Origin of the sequence: Bradyrhizobium sp. CSS354 (assembly GCF_029051725.1) — a bacterium.
Taxonomy (GTDB): Bacteria; Pseudomonadota; Alphaproteobacteria; order Rhizobiales; family Xanthobacteraceae; genus Bradyrhizobium.
On sequence record NZ_JAACFU010000013.1, the window covers coordinates 128,845 to 154,574 of the forward strand.

Annotated in this window: 24 protein-coding genes and 1 pseudogene; 20 read left to right on the plus strand and 5 right to left on the minus strand. The window is 63.9% G+C overall.

Features of this window, described 5'->3' with window-relative positions; all coding sequences use genetic code 11:
• The first annotated feature begins 174 nt into the window (after nt 1-174).
• The 8 genes and pseudogenes from GWG67_RS27515 to GWG67_RS27550 all read left to right on the plus strand — a co-directional run bounded on the left by GWG67_RS27515 (nt 175) and on the right by GWG67_RS27550 (nt 8,960).
• Entirely contained in the window at nt 175-1,377 is a 1,203-nt protein-coding gene (locus tag GWG67_RS27515) for a pyridoxal phosphate-dependent aminotransferase (RefSeq protein WP_275172483.1), read from the plus strand.
• A gap of 160 nt (nt 1,378-1,537) precedes the next feature.
• Nucleotides 1,538-2,017, plus strand: coding sequence for a DUF992 domain-containing protein (locus GWG67_RS27520; protein WP_275172484.1), 480 nt, complete (start codon nt 1,538-1,540; stop codon nt 2,015-2,017).
• A 152-nt stretch (nt 2,018-2,169) separates the two neighbouring features.
• On the plus strand, nt 2,170-4,218 hold the full coding sequence (locus tag GWG67_RS27525; protein WP_275172485.1) for an elongation factor G: 2,049 nt from the start codon (nt 2,170-2,172) through the stop codon (nt 4,216-4,218).
• Nucleotides 4,219-4,573: 355 nt separating this feature from the next.
• On the plus strand, nt 4,574-4,846 hold the full coding sequence (locus GWG67_RS27530) for a helix-turn-helix domain-containing protein (RefSeq protein ID WP_007614761.1): 273 nt from the start codon (nt 4,574-4,576) through the stop codon (nt 4,844-4,846).
• Between the two features lie 109 nt (nt 4,847-4,955).
• Entirely contained in the window at nt 4,956-6,710 is a 1,755-nt protein-coding gene (locus GWG67_RS27535) for a SulP family inorganic anion transporter (protein ID WP_275172486.1), read from the plus strand.
• Nucleotides 6,711-6,802: 92 nt separating this feature from the next.
• Nucleotides 6,803-7,636 (plus strand): shikimate dehydrogenase, encoded by an 834-nt coding sequence (locus tag GWG67_RS27540; protein ID WP_275172487.1) that lies wholly within the window; start codon nt 6,803-6,805, stop codon nt 7,634-7,636.
• A 65-nt stretch (nt 7,637-7,701) separates the two neighbouring features.
• Nucleotides 7,702-8,328: a hypothetical protein gene (locus GWG67_RS27545; protein ID WP_275172488.1), complete on the plus strand. Its 627-nt coding sequence runs from the start codon at nt 7,702-7,704 to the stop codon at nt 8,326-8,328.
• A 14-nt stretch (nt 8,329-8,342) separates the two neighbouring features.
• Nucleotides 8,343-8,960, plus strand: a pseudogene (locus tag GWG67_RS27550) (hypothetical protein).
• A 208-nt stretch (nt 8,961-9,168) separates the two neighbouring features.
• On the opposite strand, the gene GWG67_RS27555 reads toward GWG67_RS27550, so the two are convergent.
• Nucleotides 9,169-10,305: an alpha-hydroxy acid oxidase gene (locus GWG67_RS27555; RefSeq protein WP_275172489.1), complete on the minus strand. Its 1,137-nt coding sequence runs from the start codon at nt 10,303-10,305 to the stop codon at nt 9,169-9,171.
• 149 nt (nt 10,306-10,454) lie between these two features.
• On the opposite strand from GWG67_RS27555, the gene GWG67_RS27560 reads away from it, so the two are divergent.
• From GWG67_RS27560 to GWG67_RS27610, 11 genes are all read left to right on the plus strand, one after another.
• Nucleotides 10,455-10,622, plus strand: a complete 168-nt coding sequence (locus GWG67_RS27560; protein WP_275172490.1) for a hypothetical protein — start codon at nt 10,455-10,457, stop codon at nt 10,620-10,622.
• Between the two features lie 218 nt (nt 10,623-10,840).
• Nucleotides 10,841-12,184, plus strand: coding sequence for a phosphoglucosamine mutase (gene glmM / locus GWG67_RS27565; protein WP_275172491.1), 1,344 nt, complete (start codon nt 10,841-10,843; stop codon nt 12,182-12,184).
• Between the two features lie 124 nt (nt 12,185-12,308).
• Nucleotides 12,309-13,559, plus strand: coding sequence for an MFS transporter (locus tag GWG67_RS27570; protein WP_275172492.1), 1,251 nt, complete (start codon nt 12,309-12,311; stop codon nt 13,557-13,559).
• A gap of 235 nt (nt 13,560-13,794) precedes the next feature.
• Nucleotides 13,795-14,631 carry an outer membrane protein gene (locus GWG67_RS27575; protein WP_275172493.1) on the plus strand — a complete coding sequence of 279 codons (837 nt, stop codon included), beginning with the start codon at nt 13,795-13,797 and terminating at the stop codon, nt 14,629-14,631.
• A gap of 167 nt (nt 14,632-14,798) precedes the next feature.
• The gene (locus GWG67_RS27580) at nt 14,799-15,626 is read left to right on the plus strand and encodes an outer membrane protein (RefSeq protein WP_275172494.1); all 828 of its coding nucleotides are present in this window, start codon (nt 14,799-14,801) and stop codon (nt 15,624-15,626) included.
• 70 nt (nt 15,627-15,696) lie between these two features.
• Complete coding sequence (locus GWG67_RS27585; protein ID WP_275172495.1) at nt 15,697-16,287, plus strand: glutathione S-transferase family protein; 591 nt, start codon at nt 15,697-15,699, stop codon at nt 16,285-16,287.
• Between the two features lie 25 nt (nt 16,288-16,312).
• Nucleotides 16,313-16,777 (plus strand): GNAT family N-acetyltransferase, encoded by a 465-nt coding sequence (locus GWG67_RS27590; protein WP_275172496.1) that lies wholly within the window; start codon nt 16,313-16,315, stop codon nt 16,775-16,777.
• Between the two features lie 156 nt (nt 16,778-16,933).
• Entirely contained in the window at nt 16,934-17,140 is a 207-nt protein-coding gene (locus tag GWG67_RS27595; protein WP_007614735.1) for a hypothetical protein, read from the plus strand.
• A gap of 79 nt (nt 17,141-17,219) precedes the next feature.
• Nucleotides 17,220-18,392, plus strand: coding sequence for a phosphoserine transaminase (locus GWG67_RS27600; RefSeq protein ID WP_027520323.1), 1,173 nt, complete (start codon nt 17,220-17,222; stop codon nt 18,390-18,392).
• Nucleotides 18,393-18,526: 134 nt separating this feature from the next.
• A complete protein-coding gene (gene serA, locus GWG67_RS27605) occupies nt 18,527-20,116 on the plus strand; it encodes a phosphoglycerate dehydrogenase (protein ID WP_204512347.1) in 1,590 nt (529 codons plus the stop codon).
• Between the two features lie 270 nt (nt 20,117-20,386).
• Nucleotides 20,387-21,559 (plus strand): acetyl-CoA C-acyltransferase, encoded by a 1,173-nt coding sequence (locus GWG67_RS27610; RefSeq protein WP_275172497.1) that lies wholly within the window; start codon nt 20,387-20,389, stop codon nt 21,557-21,559.
• Nucleotides 21,560-21,644: 85 nt separating this feature from the next.
• Here the strand turns inward: GWG67_RS27610 and GWG67_RS27615 are convergent, their stop codons facing one another.
• The 4 genes from GWG67_RS27615 to GWG67_RS27630 form a co-directional block, all read right to left on the minus strand.
• The gene (locus tag GWG67_RS27615; RefSeq protein ID WP_275172498.1) at nt 21,645-22,550 is read right to left on the minus strand and encodes a hypothetical protein; all 906 of its coding nucleotides are present in this window, start codon (nt 22,548-22,550) and stop codon (nt 21,645-21,647) included.
• Between the two features lie 115 nt (nt 22,551-22,665).
• Nucleotides 22,666-22,818 (minus strand): hypothetical protein, encoded by a 153-nt coding sequence (locus tag GWG67_RS27620; RefSeq protein ID WP_275172499.1) that lies wholly within the window; start codon nt 22,816-22,818, stop codon nt 22,666-22,668.
• 297 nt (nt 22,819-23,115) lie between these two features.
• Entirely contained in the window at nt 23,116-23,343 is a 228-nt protein-coding gene (locus tag GWG67_RS27625; protein WP_275172500.1) for a hypothetical protein, read from the minus strand.
• Nucleotides 23,344-23,385: 42 nt separating this feature from the next.
• The gene (locus tag GWG67_RS27630) at nt 23,386-23,574 is read right to left on the minus strand and encodes a hypothetical protein (protein ID WP_275172501.1); all 189 of its coding nucleotides are present in this window, start codon (nt 23,572-23,574) and stop codon (nt 23,386-23,388) included.
• 265 nt (nt 23,575-23,839) lie between these two features.
• On the opposite strand from GWG67_RS27630, the gene GWG67_RS27635 reads away from it, so the two are divergent.
• The gene (locus GWG67_RS27635) at nt 23,840-25,729 is read left to right on the plus strand and encodes a BTAD domain-containing putative transcriptional regulator (protein WP_275172502.1); all 1,890 of its coding nucleotides are present in this window, start codon (nt 23,840-23,842) and stop codon (nt 25,727-25,729) included.
• Nucleotide 25,730: the final 1 nt, after the last annotated feature.

Genomic DNA, 25,730 nt, shown 5'->3' on the forward strand with positions numbered 1-25,730 from the left:
GCAAAGTTGCGGAATATTGCGAGAAATCGCGGCTTGATGCGCGTCAGACACGTAAACTTTTGCGAGATCGGGCCGAAGTTTCTTGCGGCGCAGCGGCACACGTTTTAGGGTGGCTCCATTCCCACAATCAGAGTCGTGACGACCCATGGTCACGACGCTTGTCAGGAGATGACGATGTCCTTCCTTGCCGCTGCGCTCGACCGTGTGAAGCCGTCCGCGACCATCGCGGTCACGGATAAAGCACGTGCGCTGAAAGCGGCGGGCCGCAACGTCATCGGCCTAGGTGCCGGCGAGCCCGACTTCGACACGCCCGCCAACATCAAGCTGGCCGCGATCCACGCCATCGAAGCGGGCAAGACCAAGTACACCGCGGTCGACGGCATTCCCGAGTTGAAGGACGCCATCATCGCCAAGTTTCAGCGCGAGAACGGCGTCGTCTACAAGGCGAACCAGATCATCGTCGGCACCGGCGGCAAGCAGGTGCTCTACAACGCGCTGATGGCGACCATCAATCCGGGCGACGAGGTGATCATCCCCGCGCCGTACTGGGTCAGCTATCCCGAGATGGTGGCGCTCGCCGGCGGCGAGCCGGTGCCGGTGGTCTGCACCGCCGCGACCGGTTTCAAGCTCCAGGCCGAAGCGCTCGAGCGCGCGATCACGCCGAAGACCAAATGGGTGATCCTGTGCTCGCCGTCGAACCCGACGGGAGCCGCCTACACCAGGACCGAGCTGAAGGCGCTCACCGACGTGCTGGTCAAGCATCCCCACGTCTGGGTCATGACCGACGACATGTACGAGCATCTCGTCTATGACGACTTCCAATTCACAACGGTCGCGCAGGTCGAGCCGAAACTCTACGACCGCACGCTCACCGTGAACGGCGTGTCGAAGGCCTATTGCATGACCGGTTGGCGCATCGGCTATGCCGGCGGGCCGGCGCAGCTGATCAAGGCGATGTCGACGATCCAGTCGCAGTCGACCTCGAACCCGTCGTCGATTGCGCAATGGGCCGCGGTTGAGGCGCTGAACGGTCCGCAGGACTTCATCCCCGCCAACAACAAGGTCTTCAAGGAGCGCCGCGACCTCGTCGTCTCCATGCTCAACCAGGCCAAGGGCATCGAGTGCCCGCGTCCCGAAGGCGCCTTCTACGTCTATCCGTCCTGCGCCGGCACGATCGGCAAGACCGCGCCGTCCGGCAAGGTGATCGACAATGACGAGACATTCGTCACCGAACTGCTGGAGACCGAAGGCGTCGCCGTGGTGCAGGGTTCGGCCTTCGGCCTCGGCCCGGCATTCCGCATCTCCTACGCGACCAAGACCTCGGACCTCGAAGACGCCTGCAAGCGAATCCAGCGCTTCTGCGGCAATCTGCGCTGAGCTCGCAGACCTGATGTGACATCGAAGGGCCCGCGCAACGCGGGCCCTTTTTCTTTCAAGTCTGCGCGATCTGGCGCCACCGGAACTGTTGTGGCATAGACCATCGCGTGGCGTGTGCCGCGCCTCCATGCTCGCATCACATTCATCGCCGGAGATCTTCATGCGCCGTTCACTCCTCCTCGCCGGGCTTGCCGTTGCGAGCCTCGTTGCCTCCGTCGCGGGCGCCAGCGCGCAGTCGCGGATGGTGCAGGTGGGCGTGCTCGAATGCCGCGGCGGCGCCAGCGTGGGCTTCATCGTGGGATCGGTGACCCATCTCGGCTGCGTGCTGCGCGTCGATGGTTTGCCGGACGACCGTTACGTCGCGACGATCCGCAAGGTCGGCCTCGACATTGGCATCACCCAGGAAACGGCACTCGCCTGGGGCGTGTTCGCGCCGGTGAACCGGCTCGGACCGGGCGACCTCGCCGGCACCTATGCCGGCGCGCAGGGCAGCGCCTCGGTCGGCGTCGGCCTCGGCGGCAACGTGCTGATCGGCGGCTCCAACAATTCGATCGCGCTCCAGCCGCTCAGCGTGCAGGGCCAGGTCGGCCTCAACGTCGCCGCCGGCCTCGAGAGCCTGGAACTCCGCCCGGGCCGTTAACAACTCCCGTGTGCGAATCGCGTCGCTCCGACGCGATTCCGGCAACGACGCACCGCAGCGACGTTTGATGCTTGCCAAATCTCGGGGACGGGCAGAGCATCGGCGTTTGCCGACCCAATCATGGGCCGAGCTCCACACCAAGGAGGCGGCGAATGGGACAGGACGTCAGAAGTCCCCGAGGTCCACGGTGCATCGCGCTGGTGGGCCCTTTCCAAAGCGGTAAAACCACACTTCTCGAAGCCATCCTGGCGCGAACGGGCGCAATCCCGCGCGCCGGCAGCGTCGACGCCGGAACCTCCGTCGGCGACGCCACGCCAGAGGCCCGTCATCACAAGATGACCGTCGGGCTGACTGCCGTCACCACGAGTTTCATGGGTGACAGCTACACCTTTCTCGATTGTCCCGGTTCCGTCGAATTTGCCCACGACATGCGCGCCGCGCTGCCTGCGGTCGACGCCGCAATCGTGGTCTGCGAAGCCGACGAGAAGAAGCTGCCGCAGCTTCAGATCATTCTGCGCGAGCTGGAGGAGCTGAAGATCCCGCGCTTCCTGTTCCTCAACAAGATCGACCGCGCCAACAAGCGCATCCGCGAGACGCTCGAGATGCTCCAGCCCGCCTCGCGCGTGCCGCTGGTGCTGCGCCAGATCCCGATCTGGAAGGACGAGCTGATCGAGGGCTTCGTCGATCTCGCGCTGGAGCGCGCGTTCATTTACCGCGAGCACAAGGCCTCCGAAGTGGTCGCGCTCCAAGGCGGCGATCTCGATCGCGAGAAGGAGGCCCGCTTCTCGATGCTGGAGAAGCTCGCCGATCACGACGATGCGCTGATGGAGCAGCTGCTCGAGGACATCCAGCCGCCGCGCGATGCCGTGTTCGATGATCTCGCGCGGGAATTGCGTGACGGGCTGATCTGCCCCGTGCTGCTCGGCGCCGCCGCACGCGAAAACGGCGTGCTGCGTTTGATGAAAGCGTTGCGCCACGAGGCGCCCGGTATCGCGGAGACCGCAAAGCGTCTCGGCGTTCCCGAGACCAGGGACGCCCTCGGCTTCGTTTTCAAGACGCTGCATTCGCAGCACGGCGGTAAGCTGTCGCTGACGCGGATGCTCGCCGGTCATCTCGACGACGGTGCCACCCTGCAATCCTCCTCCGGCGGGGCGAGCCGCATCTCCGGCATCCTCGCCGTCACCGGGGCCTACGATACCAAGCGTGCCGCGGCGGAAGCCGGCGACACGATAGCGCTCGCCAAGCTCGACCCGATCAAGACCGGCGACACGGTCTCGAACGGCAAGACCCAGCCAGCAGCGCTCGCCGCCGGCGAGCCCACTCCGCCGGTGCTCGCGATCTCGGTTGCGGCCACCGACCGCAAGGACGACGTCAAGCTCGGACAGGCGCTGATGCGGCTGCACGAGGAGGATCCCTCGCTCGTCTTCGTGATGAACGCGCAGACCCACGACACCGTGCTGTGGGGGCAGGGCGAGATGCACTTGCGCGTCGCGAGCGAGCGGCTGCGCGATCGTTTCGGCGTCAAGGTCGCCTCGCATCCACCCGCGATCGGCTATCAGGAAACCATCCGCAAGCCGATCGTCCAGCGCGGCCGCCACAAGAAGCAGTCCGGCGGCCATGGCCAGTTCGGCGACGTCGTACTCGACATCAGGCCGCTGCCGCGCGGCGAGGGCTTCAAGTTCGCCGAGAAGGTGGTCGGTGGCGCGGTGCCGCGCAACTACATCGGCGCGGTGGAGGAGGGCGTCGTCGACGGGCTCGCACGCGGTCCGCTCGGTTTCCCGGTCACCGACTTGCAGGTGACGCTGACCGACGGCTCCTATCATAGCGTCGATTCCTCCGACCTCGCCTTCCGCACGGCGGCGCGGGTCGGGCTCAACGAAGGCCTGCCGCTATGCCAGTCGGTGTTGCTGGAGCCGATCCACGTGGTCGAGATCGTCTGCCCGACCGACGCTACCGCCAAGATCAACGCGATCCTGTCGGCGCGGCGCGGCCAGATCCTCGGCTTCGACACCCGCGACGGTTGGAGCGGATGGGACTGCGTCCGCGCCATGATGCCGGAAGCCGAGATCGGCGAATTGATCGTCGAGCTGCGCTCGGCCACGGCAGGCGCCGGCAGCTTCACCCGCCAATTCGACCACATGGCCGAAGTCACGGGGCGCGCCGCCGACCAGATCATCGCAGCGCATCAGCACGCGGCGTGATCGGTCTGCCGAAGTAAGGGACGCATCATTGTCTCACTCCCTCTCCCCGTTCTTACGGGGAGAGGGTGGGGTGAGGGGCTGTCACCCCGGGCGTGGCGAAGGTTGGACTCAGCCACCCCCTCCACCGTCATTGCGAGGAGCGAAGCGACGAAGCAATCCAGAATTCCTGCGCGGAAAGACTGGATTGCTTCCGCCTTCGCTAAAGCTTCGGCGGACAAGTCGCTGCGCTCGCAATGACGGTGGAGGGGGTGGCTTGCACGGCGAACTTCCCCTTGCGTTCGGCCTTAGTTGATGTATTTTACATCATTGTACATGCTTCAGATGTCACTTATAAAGGCTGAAACGTGAGGCCCAGGTGATCACGTCGTTCCAGATGCGGGCAGCGCGCGCGCTGCTCGGCATTGACCAGAGGGCCTTGGCGGAGCTTGCAGGCGTATCGCTGCCGACCATTCAGCGGATGGAGGCGAGCACTGGCAACGTCCGCGGCGTGGTCGAGACCTTGATGAAGGTGGTCGAAGCCTTTGATCGGGCCGGCGTCGAGCTGATCGGCGAGCAGGCGCGCAGCGAAGGCGGCGGACGTGGCGTTCGGCTCAAGGAGCCGGGGCCGCCGCGGCGGGTGGGAGCATGATCCCGCAATGATCATGCTCGGGAGCAGACTTAACTAACGCACCGTCGCGCCCCGATACGCGGCCGCACGATGCATCGGAGCGTTGTGGGCAGCGGAGCATTTTGCTGAAATGAGCGTCACAGGCGAACACGCAGGCAAGCTGCACCAGCTTCGTCGGCCGACCTTTACCGAACTCTATCTGCCAAAGCTCGTCACCGTATGGCGCGAGGGCTACGGCTGGTCGGATTTCCGCGCCGATGTGTTCGCGGGCCTCACGGTCGCGATCGTCGCGTTGCCGCTGTCGATGGCGATCGCGATCGCCTCGGGCGTGACGCCGGACCGCGGACTCTACACCGCTGTTGTCGGCGGCTTCATTGCGTCACTGCTCGGCGGCAGTCGTTTCCAGATCGGCGGTCCCGCCGGCGCCTTCATTGTGCTGGTTGCGGCGACCGCCGACCGTCACGGGGTCGACGGCGTGATCCTGGCCACGCTGATGGCGGGCCTGTTCCTGATCGCTGCGGGCTTCCTGCGGATCGGCACCTATATCAAGTTCATTCCGTATCCGGTGACGGTCGGCTTCACGGCTGGCATCGCCGTCATCATCTTCGCGAGCCAGCTGCGCGATCTCGGCGGGATCACGCTGGTCGCGAAGGAGCCGAGCGAATTCGTTCCGAAACTCGTCGCGCTTGCGGGAGGCCTGCACACCGTCAATCCGTCGGCCCTCGCGGTCGCGATCGTGAGCATTGCCATCATCGCCGGCCTGCGACGCTGGCTCCCGTCCTGGCCGGGCATCCTGATCGCGGTCGTGTTCGCGGCGGTCGCATGTGCCGTGCTGTCGCTGCCGGTCGAGACCGTCGGATCGCGCTTCGGCGGCATTCCGCGCGAACTGCCCTCGCCGGCCTTGCCTGCGTTCTCGCTCGCGAAGGCGACCGCCGTGCTGCCGGATGCGATCTCCTTCGCGCTGCTCGCCGCCATCGAATCGCTGTTGTCGGCGGTGGTGGCCGACGGCATGACCGGACGCCGTCACCGCTCCAATTGCGAGCTGGTGGCGCAAGGCGCCGCCAATGTCGGCTCGGCGCTGTTCGGCGGCATCTGCGTCACGGGGCTGATCGCGCGTACCGCGACCAACATCCGCGCCGGCGCGCGGGGGCCGCTCGCGGGTATGCTGCATTCGGTCTTCCTGCTGCTGTTCATGCTGATCGCAGCGCCGCTCGCCAGCTACATCCCGCTGGCCGCGCTCGCTGCCGTGCTCGTCGTGGTGGCCTGGACCATGGCGGAGAAGCACGAATTCGCGACGCTCCTGCGCTCGTCATGGGGCGATGCCGTCGTGCTGCTCGCAACTTTCCTGCTCACCATCTTCCGCGATCTGACCGAAGGCATTTTGGTCGGCTTCGCCCTTGGCGCGGTCCTGTTCATCCATCGCATGGCGGAAATGACCGGCATCGAGGAACGTTCGCCGATGGTGGCCGCCGATCGTCCCGACGACGAAAATGGCGAGCGCGTGCCTTACGACCCCGCGCTCGCGGTCGATCGCGACGTGCTGGTCTATCGCATCACCGGCGCGTTCTTCTTCGGCGCGGCCTCGGCGATCGGCAGCGTGCTCGACGGCATCGCCGACAAGCGCAAGGGTTTTGTGGTCGATTTCGCGGCGGTGCCGTTTCTGGATTCGACCGCGGCCAACGTGCTCGGCCGCGTCGCCGCCAAGGCCCACCGCCAGGGCATCCGGCTGTTCATCACGGGGGCATCGCCAACGGTTCGCCGCGCGCTGCTCACCCATGGCGTCACGCCGCCACGCGCGCGCTATCGCGAGACCATCGCGCGTGCGGTGGCCGACATCAAGGGCGGCGCGGCGCACCCCGCAGCTGGTGAGACAGGCACGACCTGACGTCGAGCCTCTCCCGAGACGGCCCGCGCGCTTGACAGGGCCTGCGGGACGCGAAATGGATCGCCTCCGAAACGACCCAGGGGAGGACGACCGTGACCAAGGCTCCCGCAGCCTGTCTGATCGGATGGCCGGCCGCGCATTCGCGCTCGCCGCTGATCCATCGTTACTGGCTGCGCACGCTCGAGATCGAGGGCGGCTATGTCATCGAGGCGGTTCCACCCGATAATTTGCGCGATTTCGTGCTGCGGCTGTCGCTGCGCGGCTTCGTCGGCGCCAACGTCACCATCCCGCACAAGGAGGGCGTGCTTGAGCTCTCGACGCCCGATGCCCGCGCGCAGGCGATCGGTGCGGCCAACACGCTGTGGTTTGCGGATGGCGAGCTGCGCTCGACCAACACCGACGTCGAGGGCTTTATCGGCAATCTCGATGCCAGCGCGCCCGGCTGGGACGCAGCCAGCGAGGCGCTGGTGCTGGGCGCCGGCGGCTCCGCGCGGGCCATCGTGTTCGGGCTGCTCGAACGCGGCATCAAGCGCGTGCATCTCGCCAATCGCACCATCGCCCGGGCCGAGATGCTTGCGAGGCAGTTCGGGCCGAAGGTGCATCCTGTTGCGTGGGAGGGGATCGACGACATCCTGCCGCGTGCAAAACTTCTCGTGAACACGACCTCGCTCGGCATGCACGATCAGCCTTCACTCGACCTTGAAGTGGCGCGCCTGCCGGATGGCGCCGTCGTCGCCGATCTCGTCTATGTCCCGCTGGTGACGCCGTTGCTGGCGGCCGCAAAGGCGCGTGGACTGAAGACCGCCGACGGGCTCGGCATGCTGCTGCATCAGGCGGTCCGTGGCTTCGAGCTGTGGTTCGGCCGGCGACCGCAGGTCACGGCCGAGCTGCGTGCGCTGGTCGAGGCTGATCTCACAAAGACTTGAAAGAATAGCGCGTAACCTCCGGAGTTCTATGTCCGTAAGGGCGATAGGGACAATCGGAGACCATCATGTCTGTTCAACGTGCAACTTTCACACGTCCGCTCATCGCCGTCGCGATGGTGGCCGTCTCGACCCTCTCGGCACTTGCGCAAAGGGCGCCGGTGCCGACGAGCGTGCGCGGCACGATCGAAAGCGTCAATGGTGACACGATGCAGGTCAAGGCGCGCGGCGGCGAGGACGTCAAGCTGCACATCGCCTCCGACGTGAACGTGTCAGGCATTACCAGGATTTCACTTGCCGACATCAAGCCCGGCTCCTTCGTCGGCGCCACCACCGTGCCCGGACCGGACGGCGGCGCGAACGCGGTCGAGGTCCACGTGTTTCCGGAGAGCATGCGCGGCACCGGCGAGGGCTCGCGACCCTACGACCTCAAGCCCAACTCCAGCATGACCAATGCGACCGTGTCGGAGAGCGTGGTCGGCAATGACGGCCATACGCTGCTGGTCAAGTACAAGGACGGCGAGAAGAAGGTGTTCGTCGCCGACAATACGCCGGTCGTGACCTTCGTGCCCGGCGACAAATCCGATCTGAAGGCCGGCGCCAAGGTCATCGCCTTCATGAAGCAGCTGCCGGACGGCTCGTTCGAAACCAACCGCGTCAGCATCGGCCGCGACGGCCTGACGCCGCCGATGTAATAGAGGATAACAACATGACGAAGAGAACCTGGATATCGTTGGCGTGGCCGCATTCGCCGCCTGCATCGTCACGTCATCCGCCCTGGCGCAGCAGACGCCGACGGTGCGCATCCGCGGCCATCGAGAGCGTCGACGGCAACACGCTCGGCATCAAGACCCGCGAAGGCAGCGACGTGAAGGTGCGCATGACCGACAACGTCGCCGTCTTTGCGGTGGTGAAGACGTCGTTGTCGGAGATCAAGGACGGTTCCTATATCGGCGTTACCGGCCTGCCGGAGCCCGACGGCACCCAGAAGGCAATCGCGGTGCACATCTTCCCTGAGAACCAGCGCGGCGCGGCCGAAGGTTTTCGTCCCTGGGACGCGCGCGCCAATTCGACCATGACCAACGCCACCGTGGCGCAGACGGTGAAGGGCACCGACGGCCAGAACATCACGGTCAAGTACAAGGACGGCGAGAAGAAAGTCGTGGTGCCGCCGGACACGCCGATCGTCACCTTCGTCGCCAGCGACAAATCCGAGCTCAAGCCGGGCGCCAAGCTGATCATTTTCGGTGCGGTGAAGAAGGACGATGGTTCGCTGGAAGCTAACCGCGTCAATGTCGGCCGCGATGGGGTGACGCCGCCGATGTGAGGTGTGCTGCTGCGGCGACATCTTCAGTGTCGTCCCGGCGAAGGCCGGGACCCATACCGCGTGATCTATCGTTGGGCGCAGGTCTCAGTACCGCGCGAAGGCTGAATAACTACCGATCTTCGCCAAATTACTCGCTGTGGCTATGGGTCCCGGCCTGCCGGGACGACGGCTGAGTTAGAAGCGGCTGTTTTTCGCCACACTACGACGGTCACATCGCGATGATATGTTCGTCGATCTCGTCAATCCTGTTGACGCCGCACAGGCCCATGGTTGTGAGCAGCTCCTTCTGGATGATGTCGATCGCCTTGGCGACGCCGGCCTGGCCGCCGGCGCCAAGGCCGTAGGCGTAGGCGCGGCCGATCATGCAGGACTTTGCACCGAGCGCGAGCGCGCGCATCACGTCCTGGCCGGAGCGGATGCCGCCGTCGAACATGATCTCCATCCTGTCACCGACCGCCTCGGCGATCTCGGGCAGCACCTCGATCGATGACGGCGCGCCGTCGAGCTGACGGCCGCCATGGTTCGAGACGACGAGAGCCTGCGCGCCGGTCTTGGCGGCTTCCTCGGCGTCCTCGACGTCCAGAATGCCCTTGATGATCAGCTTGCCCGGCCAGATGCTGCGGACCCACTCGACGTCCTTCCAGTTCAGGGACGTATCGAACTGCGATGCCGTCCACTCCGCGAGGCGATTGAGGTCCCCGGTGTTCTTCACATGGCCGGCGATGTTACCGAAGGTGCGACGCTTGCCTTGCAGCACGCCGGAGACCCAGGTGGGCTTGCTGGCGAAATCCAGCAGCTTCGAGAGCGACCATTCCGGCGGAACCGTCATGCCGTTCTTGATGTCGGCGTGGCGCTGGCCGATCACTTGCAGGTCAACGGTCAGCACCAGCGCGGAGCAGTTCGCCGCGATCGCGCGCTGGATCAATTCCTTGATGAAGCCGCGGTCCTTCATCACGTAGAGCTGGAACCAGAACGGCTTCTCGACATTGGCTGCGATGTCCTCGATCGAGCAGATCGACATCGTCGACTGCGTGAACGGGATACCGGCGGCCTGCGCGGCGCGGCAGGCATGGATCTCGCCATCGCCATGCTGCATGCCGAGCAGGCCCACCGGCGCGAGGATCAGCGGCATGGTCGAGGGCTCGCCGAGGATCGTGGTCGAAGTGTCGCGCTTGGAGACGTCGACCAGGATGCGCTGGCGGAACTTGATTGCCTGCATGTCATCGCGGTTGGCGCGCAGCGTTTCCTCGGCGTAGGAGCCGCGGTCGCAATAATCGAAAAACGCCTTCGGCACGCGGCGCTGATGCAGTGTGCGAAGATCGTCGATACAGGTGATGTGCTTCATGAACGTTTCCCCGGCCCGGCTTGTATCGGAAGAGTCTGCATCGGAAGTCTTGTAGCGGAAGAGGCTTGCATCGGAAGATCGAGGGGTCATCTAGCATGGTTGGATGCACAGCCAAATCGTTTGCAAATCGTTTTGAAGAGGAGGGCGCCATGACCAGGCCGCACACCGGACCGACGCCGGAACAGATCAAGGAGAAGCATGATCTCGAGGAGGCGCTGGAGGAAGGTCTGGAAGAGACCTTTCCGGGCTCCGATCCCGTCAATGTCACCCAGCCAGCGCCGAGCCGCGAGGACGGCCATGTGAAGCGCTCGGACTAGGCGGGTTCCGCCCCGTTCCGGCGTTCCCGCTGGAAATATAATGTTAACAAGACGTTATCGGCGCTGGGGCGCGCCGGGTTCCGTAATGATTTATCATATTTTTTGAAGCCAAGTTAGCTGCGATGGCTTTATAACACCTCAGCAAATCAGGGATGCGGGTCCCGCCAGGGCACCCGGAGGTTGTATTGGGGATCCCTGGTTGTTGCGTGGGGGACGATATGAGCCGCAAATATTTCGGGACGGACGGGATTCGGGGCCGCGCTAACGGACTGATCACGCCGGAGCTCGCGCTCAAGGTCGGCCAGGCCGCAGGCCTCGCGTTTCAGCGCGGTGACCACCGCCACAGGGTCGTGATCGGCAAGGACACCCGCCTGTCCGGCTACATGATCGAATACGCGATGGTGGCGGGCTTCACCTCGGTCGGCATGGACGTGCTGCTGGTCGGCCCGATGCCGACGCCGGCGGTCGCGATGCTGACCAAGTCGATGCGCGCCGATCTCGGCGTGATGATCTCCGCCTCGCACAATCTGTTCGAGGACAACGGCATCAAGCTGTTCGGGCCACAGGGCTTCAAGCTCTCCGACGACGTCGAGAAGCAGATCGAGCAGCTGCTCGACGAGCCCATCGACAAGCGTCTCGCCCAGAGCGCCAGCCTCGGCCGCGCCCGCCGCATCGACGGCGTGCATGACCGCTACATCGAATTCGCCAAGCGAACGCTGCCGCGCGATCTGTCGCTCGACGGCCTGCGCGTCGTGGTCGATTGCGCCAATGGCGCCGCCTACAAGGTGGTGCCGGAAGCGCTGTGGGAGCTGGGCGCCGACGTGATCCCGATCGGGGTCGAGCCCGACGGCTTCAACATCAACAAGGAATGCGGCTCCACCTCGCCGGAAGCGCTGTCGAAGAAGGTCCGCGAGATGCGTGCCGACATCGGCATCGCGCTCGACGGTGACGCCGACCGCGTCATTCTGGTCGACGAGCGCGGCCACATCGTCGACGGCGACCAGCTGCTCGCGGTGATCGCGCAGAGCTGGAAGGAAGACGGTCGGCTGTCGCGATCGGGCATCGTCGCCACCGTGATGTCGAACCTCGGCCTCGAGCGCTTCCTCAATGCGCAGGGGCTCGATCTCGTGCGCACGCCGGTCGGCGATCGCTACGTGCTCGAGCAGATGCTGAACGGCGGCTACAATCTCGGCGGCGAGCAGTCCGGCCACATCATCCTGTCCGACTACGCTACCACCGGCGACGGCTTCGTGGCCGCATTGCAGGTGCTTGCCGTGGTGCAGAAGCTGCGCCGGCCCGTATCGGAAGTCTGCCACCGCTTCGATCCGCTGCCGCAGATCCTGAAGAACGTCCGTCACAAGGGCGGCAAGCCGCTCGACAATTCCGACGTCAAATCGGCGATCTCCGACGGCGAGCAGCGGCTCAACGGCCACGGCCGTCTGCTGATCCGCTCCTCCGGCACCGAGCCGGTGATCCGCGTCATGGGCGAGGGCGAGGATCGCATCCTGGTCGAGGACGTCGTCGATACCATCGTCACCGCGCTCGGGCAGGCCGCGGCTTAAGACGCATCGCGAAGCACGATCGTAGCCCGGACGCATCCCAGCCATCGACGATTGGCGGTGGATCGGTCGCCGCGCGCAGCGTAACTAGCAGGTCGCGGCAATGTGCCGCGCCTGGATCGATCCATTGAACAAGCCTGTCGTCGTCTCAGAGGAAACGCTGACCGAGCCCGTCATCGTCAGCGACGTGACGCCGGCGGCGAAGTCAGCGGCAGGGCCGGCCTATGTCGTGCTGGCCGGCATCAGCTTCTCCCACTTCCTCAACGACACCATGCAATCGCTGATCGCCTCGGTGTATCCGATCCTGAAGGACACCTACGCGCTCGACTTCGCGCAGATCGGCATGATCACGCTGGCCTTCCAGTTCACGGCCTCGCTGCTCCAGCCGGTGGTCGGCCACTACACCGACAAGAAGGCGCAGCCCTATTCGCTGTCGATCGGCATGGCCTCGACCTTCTTCGGTCTGTTGCTGCTCAGTGCCGCCCACCAATATCTGGTCATCCTCGTCGCCGCCGCGCTGGTCGGCCTCGGCTCGGCGGTGTTTCATCCGGAGTCGGCGCGCATTGCGCGGCTCGCCTCCGGCGGCCGCTATGGTTTTGCGCAATCGGTGTTCCAGCTCGGCGGCAGTTTCGGCACCTCGATGGGACCGGTGCTCGCCGCGCTCATCGTCGTGCCGTTCGGGCAGGGCAGTATCGCCTGGTTCTCCTCGATCGCCTTCCTCGCGATCCTCATCCTCTGGCGCATCGGCCGCTGGTACGAACCGCAGATCAGGGCGAAGAAGACCGCGGTCGCTCAAGCCCATCCCGACGCGCCGGGCTCGCGTCGAGTCGTCGTTGCGCTCCTCGTGCTGGTCGCGCTGTTGTTCTCGAAACAGCTCTACGTCTCGAGCCTGTCGAGCTACTACATCTTCTATCTGATCGACCGCTTTGGCGTGTCGACGCAAGCTGCGCAGATGTATCTCTTCATTTTCCTCGCGGCGAACGCGGTCGGCGCTTTTCTCGGTGGACCCTTGGGCGATCGCTTCGGCCGCAGGATCGTGATCTGGATCTCGATCCTGGGGGCGCTGCCGTTCACACTGGCGCTACCCTATGCCGGGCTCTACGCGAGTGCGGTGCTGTCCGTGATCATCGGCCTGATCATCTCCTCGACGACGTCGTCGATCATCGTGTTCGCGCAGGAGCTGGTGCCGCATCGTTTCGGCATGATCTCCGGCGTGTTCTTCGGTGTCGCGTTCGGCATCGGCGGCCTTGGCGCCGCCGTGCTCGGCAAGCTCGCCGATCACACCTCGATCGCGTTCGTCTACCAGGTCTGCGCCTACCTGCCGGCGATCGGCCTGCTCGCGGTGTTCCTACCCAAGCTGCCGCGGCACGCGCGTTAATATATCCTGTCTTGCTGCAACGCGGCTTCATACATCGTTAGGAAATGCGGCGAAGAGGTCGCATTTGGCGCTGCATTTTTGCAACGCTCGCGCCGCACGCGCGTGTGAGTTGAGAAAAAATCAACCTTAAAAATTAGGGTTAAGTGGCGCTTAAACATTTGCTGGCATCGTCCCGACCGTGAGTTTCCAGAACGTGAGGCGCCGTATTGCCTCACCGGCCAAAAGGACGAAGCCAATGCGTAGCGTTAAGTCTCTCCTTGCCGCGGGTGCGGCAACCCTGATCTCCTCGATGGCGTTCGCCGCCGACATGCCGATCGCGGCGCCCCCTCCGATGTACGCGCCCCCGGCGCCGCCCGCCGATTTCGGTGGCTGGTATCTGCGCGGCGACGTCGGCATGACCAATCAGAGCGCCAAACGCATCGACAGCGCGACCGCGCAGGCGTTCCCGACCCAGACCGTCGGTCTCGGCTTCGATTCGTCGCCGCTGTTCGGCCTCGGCGTCGGTTATAAGTTCAACAACTGGTTCCGCACCGATTTGATCGGCCAGTATCGCGGCAAGGCCAATCTGCATGGCTCGGACAACGTCACGCTCGGAGCCGCCGATTTCGAAGCCAACAACTACTCCGGCAGCAAGTCCGAGTGGGTCGTCATGGCCAACGCCTACGTCGATCTCGGCACCTGGTGGTGCATCACCCCGTTCATCGGCGCCGGTGTCGGCGGCTCGTACAACAAGCTGAGCGGCTTCCGTGACGACGGCACCCGCATCAATGCTGGCGGTCTCTCCAACAGCGTGACCTACTTCGCCGACAACGGTAAGTGGAATCTTGCCTGGGCGGCTCATGCCGGTCTTGCCTACAAGGTCAGCCCTGGCCTAACCGTCGAACTCGCCTATAGCTACATGGATCTCGGCGACGCGAACCCCGGCAACTTCCGCGCCTATGACAATAGCATCTCTGGCGCGTCGACGATCAAGGTCAAGGACATCACTTCGCATGACGTGAAGCTCGGCGTGCGTTGGGACCTCAGCAGCCCGCCGGCCTACATGCCGCCGCCGCTCGTCACCAAGGGCTGATCGTCCGCCTGATCGGTTAGGACTTCTTAACGGCGCGGGATCATCCCGCGCCGTTTTGCTTTGCGTATTTTTCATGGCGACCGGCGACGAAGGGCTCCGACGCAACCATTGGTTAAGGTTAACGGGCCATGATCACGAGCGAAAGTTCGAGTTCGATGGAGCGTTCGATGCGTAGGCTATTGTTGGCGGCGGCGATGTTGGGGACGGTCTCTGCGGGGCACGCGGCCGATCTCTCCGATCTTCCCATCCTGCGCGGCAGCTTCACCGACGGCTTGAGCAAGTCCAACGTCAACTGGCAGGGAAGCTATATCGGCGCCCAGGGCGGCTATGGCTCGTCGGACGAGAACTTCAGAGGCTCGACCAGCAATATGATGGCGGCGTTGCTGGCCGATACCTTGGTCGAAAATGAGATGGGCGTATCGCAGTGGAACCTCGGACTTGGCAAGGCTTCACAACGCAACAGCGGCTACGGCGCTTTCGTCGGCTACAATGCCCAGTGGGACGATGTCGTACTCGGCCTCGAGATCAGCTACTTGCACGGCAAGTTCGGTGGATCGGCGTCGGCCTCGGAGCGGCGCGTGAGCGCCCTCGCTCTGTCGGACAACAATTTTCACGACGTGACGGCGACCTCCACGTCATCGATCAACATCAGCGACATGGCGACATTTCGCGGCCGCGCAGCTTACGCCTGGGGATGCTTTCTGCCCTACATGTTTGCGGGTCTCGCACTCGGAAATGCCGACATCATCCGCACGGTCAGTGCGCAGGACCGCATCAGCGCGACCCAGCTCGGCACCTATACTCCACTCGCGCTGCTGAGCTCGACGGAGGCCCAGCATAACCATTTGATCTACGGCTACAGCGCCGGTCTTGGTGTCGACGTCAATCTGGTCGGCGGCCTGTTCTTCCGCGGTGAGTACGAATATATCCGCTTCAGCTCGGCGGTCGACACCAGCATCAACACCGTCCGCGCCGGTCTCGGCTACAAATTCTGACGCGCCCGCGCGGGCCGATTGACAGGCCGCCTCCGTCCTGATGCTCTGTCGCTGAACGCGGGGGGCAGCGATGCGGATCTACGGCGATAGCAATTCCGGCAATTGTTTGAAGGTGAAGTGGGTCTGCGACAAGCTCGCGGTGCCCTACCAGTGGATCGAGATCGACACCCGCAAGGGCGAGAGCCGTACGGCGCAATTCCTCGAGATGAACGGTGCCGGCCAGGTGCCCACCGTTGCTTTCGACGACGGTCGCACGCTGGCGCAATCGAATGCCATCATCCGCTATCTCGCGCGCGACAGCGCGCTCATACCGGGCGATGCCTTCACTGCCGCCAAGATGGACGAATGGCTGTTCTGGGAACAATACAGCCACGAGCCCTACATCGCGGTGTGCCGCTTCCAGCTCGTCTATCTCGGCAAGGACGCCTCCGAGCTCGATCCTGAAAAGGTCAAGCGCGGCTATGCGGCGCTCGACCGCATGGAGCAGCATCTCTCCGGCAACCGTTTCCTCGCCGGCGATGCGGTTTCGCTCGCCGATGTCTCACTGCTCGCCTATACCCGCGTTGCGCATGAAGGCGGCTTCGATCTCGGCCGCTTTGCCGCCGTCCGCCGCTGGATCGCCGAAGCCGAGACCTGTCTCGGCCTTCCAAAGGTGCGTTAAGGCGCGCTGAGGCAGGAGTAACGTCATGAACGCCGAGTCCGTCTCCATTCGTCCCGCGCGCCGCGGGGATGTTGCTGCCATCGTGGCGATGCTCGCCGACGATCGACTCGGGAGCGCACGCGAGCGCGTGGAAGATCCGTTGCCTCCGTCCTATTACGAGGCATTCGCGCGGGTCGAGCGCGATCAAAATCTCCAGCTCGTGGTTGCCGAGAGCGAGGGCAGGGTGGTCGGCTGTCTGCAACTCGCGATCCTGCCCGGTCTCAGCTCGCAAGGCGGCCTGCGCGGTCTGCTCGAAGACGTCCGCGTCGCTTCCGATTGCCGCAGCCGCGGCATCGGCGAGCAATTGGTGCAATGGGCGGTGACGGAGGCGAAAGCGCGCGGCTGCAATCTGGTCGAACTGCTGACGCATCAGACGCGAACAGATGCGCAGCGCTTCTACAAGCGGCTTGGGTTCACGGCGAGTCACGTCGGCATGACTGTCCGCTTTTGACGCAGCACGCTATGAGCCTTGCGCGATCAGCGAAATCGGATCGCGCGTACGTTCATATTAAGAGCTGATAAACCACCGCTACGGCGTTCACGTTGGTGAGGGAACGAACGGTGCTACGGGACGTCGAAACCGGGCTCGATCGGTTCGGGGATTTCGATGACAAGCTATTCGATGATCAAGGTCGGCAACGACTACGTCGTGCAGGCCAATGACAAATGTATTCTGAAAGTCGGCAGCCGTCGCCGCGCCGCGCAATTGATCAGCGAAGCCACGGACTTGTTGAACGCACTCGCCGCCGTTGAATCCCCTAAAATCGCACCGGAAGCGCCATCACTCGCGCGTGAGGCCCCGGAACTTCCTTGACTGGTCTTCCCGATTCCCGTATCAGCCGCGGCGGGACACCTCCCCCCAACGGGAGGCTTACTATCTGGAAGGGTAGAAGATGACTGTAGCGAAGCCCGCTTCGCGGCCGAACGTGCCGCATTTCTCCTCCGGCCCTTGCGCCAAGCGCCCCGGATGGAATGCCCAAAATCTCAAGGACGCAGCGCTCGGCCGTTCGCATCGCGCGAAGGTCGGCAAGACCAAGCTCAAGCTCGCGATCGATTTGACGCGCGAGGTGCTCGAAGTGCCCGCCGATTATCGCATCGGTATCGTGCCGGCCTCCGATACCGGCGCGGTCGAGATGGCACTGTGGTCGATGCTGGGTGCGCGGCCCGTCACCACGCTCGCCTGGGAATCCTTTGGCGAGGGCTGGGTCAGCGACATCGTCAAGGAATTGAAGCTCAAGGACGTCACCAAGCTCAACGCGGCTTACGGTGAGATCCCCGACCTCTCCAAGGTCGATCCGAAGTCCGACGTCGTCTTCACCTGGAACGGCACCACCTCGGGCGTGCGCGTGCCTAACGCCGATTGGATCAGCGCGACCCGCGAAGGTCTGACCATCTGCGACGCCACCTCGGCCGCGTTCGCGCAACCCCTCGACTGGGCCAAGCTCGACGTCGTCACCTTCTCCTGGCAGAAGGCGCTCGGCGGCGAAGCCGCGCACGGCATGCTGATCCTGTCGCCCCGCGCGGTGGAGCGGCTCGAAACCTACAAGCCGGCCTGGCCGCTGCCGAAGATTTTCCGCATGACCAAGGGCGGCAAGATCAACGAAGGCATTTTCGTCGGCGAGACCATCAACACGCCGTCGATGCTCTGCGTCGAGGATTATCTCGACGCGCTGAACTGGGCCAAGTCGATCGGCGGCCTGAAGGCGCTGATCGCGCGCGCCGACGCCAACACCAAGGTGCTCGCCGACTGGAAGGCGAAGACGCCCTGGATCGACTTCCTCGCCAAGGACGCCGCGATCCGCTCCAACACTTCGGTGTGCCTGAAGTTCACCGATCCCGCGATCACCTCACTCTCCGAGGACGCGCAGGCCGACTTCTCCAAGAAGCTGGTGGCGCTGGTCGAGAAGGAAGGCGCGGGCTACGACTTCGCCTACTACCGCGATGCGCCCGCCGGCCTGCGCATCTGGTGCGGCGCCACCGTCGAAGCCAGTGATGTCGCGCTGCTGACCCAGTGGATCGACTGGGCCTTCGCCGAGACCAAGGCCACGCTCGCCAAGGCGGCGTAAGCAAGCTTCGCTCGTCGCGTTATCTCATCTCGTCATGGCCGGGCTTGACCCGGCCATCCATCGAAGAGAATGGATCCGCGGGGCAAGCCCGCGGATGACGGTCTCAGATTTATCGACCATCAGGGATCATTCCCATGACCAAACCCAAAGTTCTCATTTCCGACGCGCTCTCTCCCGCTGCCGTGCAGATCTTCAAGGACCGCGGCGTCGAGGTCGACTTCCAGCCCAACCTCGGCAAGGACAAGGACAAGCTCGCCGAGATCATCGGCAATTACGACGGCCTCGCGATCCGCTCGGCGACCAAGGCGACCGCGAAGATCCTCGAGAAGGCGACCAATCTCAAGGTGATCGGCCGCGCCGGCATCGGCGTCGACAACGTCGAGATTCCCGCCGCCACGGCCAAGGGCATCATCGTGATGAACACGCCCTTCGGCAATTCGATCACGACTGCCGAGCACGCCATCACCCTGATGCTGGCGCTGGCGCGCGAGATTCCGCAGGCGGACGCTTCGACCCAGGCCGGCAAGTGGGAGAAGAATCGCTTCATGGGCGTCGAGATCACCGGCAAGGTGCTCGGCGTCGTCGGCTGCGGCAACATCGGCTCGATCGTCGCCGACCGTGCGCTCGGCCTGCGCATGAAGGTGATCGCGTTCGATCCGTTCCTGTCGCCGGAACGCGCCAGGGACATCGGCGTCGAGAAGGTCGAGCTCGACGACCTGCTCAAGCGCGCCGACTTCATCACGCTGCATACGCCGCTCACCGAGAAGACCAAAAATATCATCGACGCATCCGCGATCGCCAAGATGAAGAAGGGCGTGCGCCTGATCAACTGCGCCCGCGGCGGCCTCGTCGACGAGCAGGCCGTGGTCGACGCTTTGAATTCCAAGCACATCGCCGGCGCCGCCTTCGACGTCTTCGTCGAAGAGCCCGCCACTGCGAACGTGCTGTTCGGTCATCCCAACGTGATCTGCACGCCGCATCTCGGCGCGTCCACCACCGAGGCGCAGGAGAACGTCGCGCTTCAGGTCGCCGAGCAGATGTCGGATTATCTGCTCACCGGCGCGATCTCGAATGCCGTCAACTTCCCCTCGATCACGGCGGAAGAAGCGCCGAAGCTGAAGCCGTTCATCGCGCTTGCCGAAAAGCTCGGCTCGTTCGCGGGACAGCTGACCGAGAGCGGCATCCTCAAAGTCGAGATCACCTATGAGGGCCATGTCGCCGAGATGAAGATCAAGGCGATCACTTCCGCCGTGCTGTCCGGCCTGCTGCGGCCGATGCTGGGCGAGGTCAACGTCGTCTCCGCGCCCGTCGTCGCCAAGGAGCGCGGCATGGTGGTCGACGAGATCGTCCGCGCCGCCCAGAGCGACTATGAAAGCCTGATCACCGTCACCGTCACCACCGAGCGGCAGGAGCGGTCGGTCTCGGGCACGGTCTATGCCGACGGCAAGCCGCGCCTCGTCGACATCAAGGGCATCCGCGTCGACGCCGAATTCGGCAAGTCGATGATCTACGTCACCAACGAGGACAAGCCGGGGTTCATCGGCAAGTTCGCGAGCCTGCTCGGCGATGCCAAGATCAACATCGCGACCTTCCATCTCGGCCGCGTCGCGCCGGGCTCCGACGCGATCGCGCTGATCGAGGTCGACGGCGCGGTGCCGGCCGATCTGCTCGCCAAGGTGCAGGCCCTGCCGCAGGTCAAGCAGGTCAAGGCGCTGACGTTCTAGTCGAGCTTTCTCCGTCGTCGTGGCCGGGCTTGACCCGGCCATCCACGTCTCGCCCGGTCGGAGAAAGAACGTGGATGCCCGGGACAAGCCCGGGCATGACGAGTGGATAGAGCGATGCTCACATTGATATTCCGACCCGCGGAACAACGCCGCCCTCTCGCGAGGGCGGCGTTTTTATTTCTCCCGCGACCGCTGCACTTTGTGTACCAATGGCGCCGAGAAGACCTCGACCGGCGCTCCGGTCAAAATCGTTCGAAAAGGGAGAAAACAATGCGTGAAGCCGTCATCGTATCCTATGCACGCACGGGCCTCGCGAAATCCGGCCGCGGCGGGTTCAACATCACCCCGCCCATGTCGCTCGCGGCCCACGCCATCCATCACGCGGTGGACCGCGCCGGCGTCGAGAAGGACTATGTCGAGGATTGCTATCTCGGCAATTGCGCCCATGGCGCGCCGAACATCGGCCGCCAGGCCGCGCTGCTGGCAGGAATGCCGAAATCGACCGGCGGCGTCTCAGTGAACCGGTTCTGCTCGTCCGGTCTCCAGACCATCGCGATGGCCGCCAACTCGATCCGCTCGGACGGTTCCGACTGCATCGTCGCAGGCGGCGTCGAGAGCATCTCGATGCCGGGCGGCGGGACGCCGAAGGAATCGATCGATCCCGAGCTGCTCAAGACGGCGCCGGCAATCTTCATGGCGATGATCGATACCGCCGACATCGTCGCCGAGCGCTACAATCTAAGCCGTGAATATCAGGACGAGTATTCGCTGGAGTCGCAGCGCCGCATGGCCGCCGCGCAGCAGGCGGGCAAGTTCAAGGACGAGATCGTCCCGATGAAGACCAAGATGAAAGTGGTCGACAAGGCGACCAAGGCCGAGTCGATCGTCGACTACGTCGTCGACCGCGACGAGTGCAACCGGCCCGAGACCACGCTGGAAGGTCTCGCCAAGCTCGAGCCCGTCAGGGGTCCCGGCAAGTTCGTCACGGCCGGCAACGCCAGCCAGCTGTCGGACGGTGCTGCGGCCGTGGTGCTGATGGAAGCCAAGGACGCGGAGAAGCGCGGCCTCAATCCCATGGGCCGCTTCGTCGCCTGGGCGGCCGCGGGTTGCGAACCGGACGAGATGGGCATCGGCCCGATCTTTGCCGTGCCGAAGCTGTTGAAGCGCCATGGCCTGAAGATCGACGACATCGATCTCTGGGAGCTCAACGAAGCCTTCGCCAGCCAGTGTCTCTATTCGCGCGACAAGCTCGGCATCGATCCCGACAAGTACAACGTCAACGGCGGCTCGATCGCGATCGGCCATCCCTTCGGCATGACCGGCGCGCGGCTCACCGGCCACATCCTCCAGGAAGGCAAGCGCCGCAAGGCGAAGTGGGGCGTCGTGACGATGTGCATTGGCGGCGGCCAGGGCGGCGCGGGACTGTTCGAGATTTATAGCTGAGACAGACTGCAGGACTGCGAAGGGCACGGCGCCGCAAGCGCCGTGCCCTTTGTTTGAGTACCAGGTCAGGCGTGTACTCTTTGGCTCACCGGTTTTGTAGGATGAAGCGGCTGAAGGATGGTAGTCTAAGACAAAGCTTGATGATGAGAGGAAGGGCGAGGACCGGGATGACGCACGCAGCGACATAACCTTCCGCCAGCGACGGCAGACCGAAGCTCGCTGCTGCCCACACGAGCGTGACGTTGCGGTTTCCGCTCACGAGACCGATGGTACCGGCGGTTTGCCACCCCAGTCTCGCGAACGTCATGGCAGCGAGGACGCACAGACCGAAATTGAACACGATCGCCGCGGCGAGCATCACGTCGAAACGCAGGGCGTTGCTGGTCCATTGCGCCCGTATGCCTTGCGAGGTGGCAAGCCCCACGATCATGAGCCCGACAACGGCGATCCCGGTGGCGGCGCTTTGATCGGGCAGAACGGGAATCACATGACGACGAAACCTCATGGCTAAGAAGGCCACCAGGCCTGCAGCGCCGATAATGCTGAAGAGCCGGATCGCCAGCCCGCCCATGTCGAATGCAATTCCAAGTCCGAGCACCGTGGCAAAACTCGGAATCGAGATCGGTGTGAGCAAGGTCAGTGCGATGGAAACGAGCAGTGCGAGACGTGGTCGCAAACCGAGCATTCCGGCGATCGCAGCGGCGCTTCCGACCGGCGGCGCCAGCAGTGAAAGCAGAACGCCGGCCCGCAGCGCAGGATCAAGCGGAGCAAAGGACAGCAGAATCGCAGCAGCGAATGGCAGCACCAGGCCAACCCAGGCAAGCACCACGCCCATCAGGAGCGGACGAATGCTGGCTTCAGAGGGGGCAAGACCCGCCGTAAGAAACGAGCCCAGCGTCAGAAGAAATGCCGAAAAGGGCAAAAGATCGTAGCCGAGATGAGCGAAGGGAGTGATCACCAGCCCTGCGCAAAGCGAGATCACCAGGAGCATGGGTCCTTGTCCGCCAAGCGTGGACAATATCCGGCCAACGTACATATCAGCTCCTCAGGACTTGCGCATCGACGACGTCTTCAGATTTCAGTCATGTCGGCCACCATTGCGAACGTCAGAAGAATCCGGCGCTCAAATCCAGGCCGTAGGTTCGTGAGAGCACGAACACAAAGACGCACGCTGCGCACAACAAGAAGGCGTGCTTCGCCAATTCGGCAACGATGACCGAGAGGACCGTGCGGGAAATCGTGCGTATGATTGCTGGCATGTTGCCTCCTGGGTTTTCAAATCCCATGAACCGGCTGCATGTGGCGGCCGTCAGTCGGTGTGCGAAGCGAGGATCAGGGGCGGATCACCTCGCTCGGTCGACGCGCGCTGAATGAGGATCGCGCCGATCACGTGAACTAGGCCGAATCCCAGCAGAACGAGGATCATCAGGCGCGTCTCGCCGCCTGCTCGCTTTCTGTCGTGCGATGCTGGAGATCTGGCCCGAATTGGAGACGCAGCACGGTTGTGATTGTTCACGATTGTCCTCATATGCTTCGCTGTCGCTCGTCCTGATCGCCTACGGTGTCGGCGGGTTCGAAATGTAGTGGGTGACGAAATCATTGGAGGCGAGGTTGGCTTGGCGCTCTCGGGGCGCCTTGCTTATTGCCGCGAAGGCAATCACCAGCGCCAGGAGCGAGCCATAAAAGGCGACCACTCCAAGTCTCCACATCGCAACCAATCGCTGTTCTTGGTCGGACGCGAGAAACCCGTGCGATTGTCTTCCCTGCTGTGCGATGTCGGTCAATGCGACCTCCTGTTTGATGGCTGTTGTGATGCCGGCGTGCGATCAGTCGCCTCCGAAAAGGAGCGGTGCGACGGGCGGCGCCGACCGCGAAGCGGCCCTGAGTGCCGGGTGTGCAAAGGTCGTCAACGCTGCGTCGAATCCGGCGAGCACCACGAATAAGCCAACGACGATCATGATGAGGTGATGCGCGCGCACGCTGACTTCCGGATGAAATTGCTCCGCGTCGATCAACCAACCGGCATCTCGTCGCGATGCGATCTGAACCCACTGTCGTCGTCGCCGGCGTCACTCGGCCGTCACTGCAGCGTTAATATTGTTCGCTAAGGCGGCAATTCGTGTAGGATGTATATCCGTGAGCGCATCTGCTTATTTTTGAGGCGGAATGACCGAAACTGCACCCGCGCCCAGCCCAAGTTTTACTCTCGCACTTCTTGGACGTTTTGAACTGATCGGGCCGGACGGCGCCGTCAGCTTGCCGAACAAGAAACTCGCGGGATTGCTGGCCTATCTGGCCTGCACGGCACCTCAGCCTCAGCACCGCGAAAAACTCTCGACCTTGCTGTGGGGATCGCACTTTGAAGCGCAGGCGAAGCAAAACCTGCGACAGGCGCTGTTCAAGCTACGTCAAGTTCTTGGTCAGAGTGCTCTCAGGAGTGACGGGGAATTCATTTCGTTGAATGCCGTTGTGATCACCTGCGATGTGCCGCAATTCGAGCGGCTTGTCAGAAAGGGCAGCCGTGACGCGCTGACCGCGGCGGCAGATCTCTATCGCGGGCGCCTCGTCGATGACATCGCGGTCAACGCTGAGGGCTGGAGCGAGTGGCTGGCCGGCGAACGCGAGCGGTTATCGGAGCTGGCTGTCGGCGCGATGGTAGCGCTCGGCGACCAGGAACTGTCCGACGGACGTGCCGGCGATGCCCTGCTCGCCGGCCAGCGCGCCAATGCACTCAACAGCATGCGCGAGGATGCGCACCGCCTGATCATGCGCGCGTTGTCCGCGGCCGGCCGCAACGCCGAGGCGCTCAAATATTATCAGGCCGTCGTTGCCTTGCTGAAGCAAGAGCTCGGCACCGTGCCCGATGCGGCGACCACCGCCCTGGCTGCGGAATTGCGCAAGGTCCAGGAGCAGAAGATCATTCTGCCGGCAGCGGAGACGACGGCAGACCTTTCGCACCAGGCGGAGCACGTGATCGGCAACGACAGGCCCTCCGTGGCGGTGCTTCCGTTCCGCAACATGGGTGGTGACACCGAACAGGACTACTTCGCCGATGGCGTCACTGCAGACATCATCACCGCTCTATCGCGCTTTCGCGAGCTGGTGGTGATCGCGGCCGGATCGAGCTTTGCCCTTCGGGACAAGGGAATGACCAGCCGGCAGATTGCGCAGCAACTCGGTGCGCAATACGTCCTGAGCGGTCATATTCGCAAGGCGGGCAACCGCATTCGCGTCTCGGCCGAGCTCACTCATACCGGAAGCGAGGCCCAGGTCTGGTCCAATCGCTACGACCGCCCCCTGGTCGACATCTTCGACCTGCAGGACGACGTCAGCAGCAGTGTTGCCGCAGTCGTCGATCCCGCCGTTCGTAGTGCCGAGATCGAACGCGCACGCCGCAAGCCGCCAACTGATCTTTCGGCCTATGATCTGTATTTGCGCGGCCTTCACCATTTATGGGGCGGCACCCGCGAAGGTATCGTCAAGGCCATCGATCTGCTTCGGCGGTCTCTGAGCCTCGATCAGGAGCGAACGGCGACGCTGGCGGCGCTGGCTTGGGGACTCGTGATGGCTCCGCCGCTCGGCGCCAACATGTCTGCGGATGCCGCGTCCGAGGCGGTCGGTCTGGCGCGCCGCGCCGTCGAGCAGGATAGTGGGGACGCTTTCGCCCACGCTGTCTATGGCTTCACGCTGTTTGGGCCCGCCGGCGACAACGATCAGGGGCGCATTCACGCCAGCGAGGCCGCAAGGCTCAATCCGAGTTCGGCTTTCGCATGGGGTGTACTCGGAATGATCGACAGCATGGGAGGCGATTATGCCAACGCACTCGCATGCCTGCATCGGTCTCTCGTCCTCAGCCCCGAGGACAGCATGCTCCATATGTGGATGACGGGATTGACCGCGTCCTACTTTGCCCTCGGGCAGTACGAGGAGGGCGTTGCCTGGGCGCGCAAGTCGGTTCGGCACAATCCGAGCAACGGCACCGGGCATCGCATGCTCGCGGCAAACCTGGTCGGGGTCGGCCGGCTGGAGGAAGCCCGCGAGGTCACCCGGGTTCGCGATGCGGCACAAAAAACCACGATCCGCGATCTGCGCGCCATGCGCTTTTTCAAGCAGCACGAGGCGCTTGAACGCTACCTTTCGGCCCAGCAGATCGCCGGCGTGGCCGACTGAG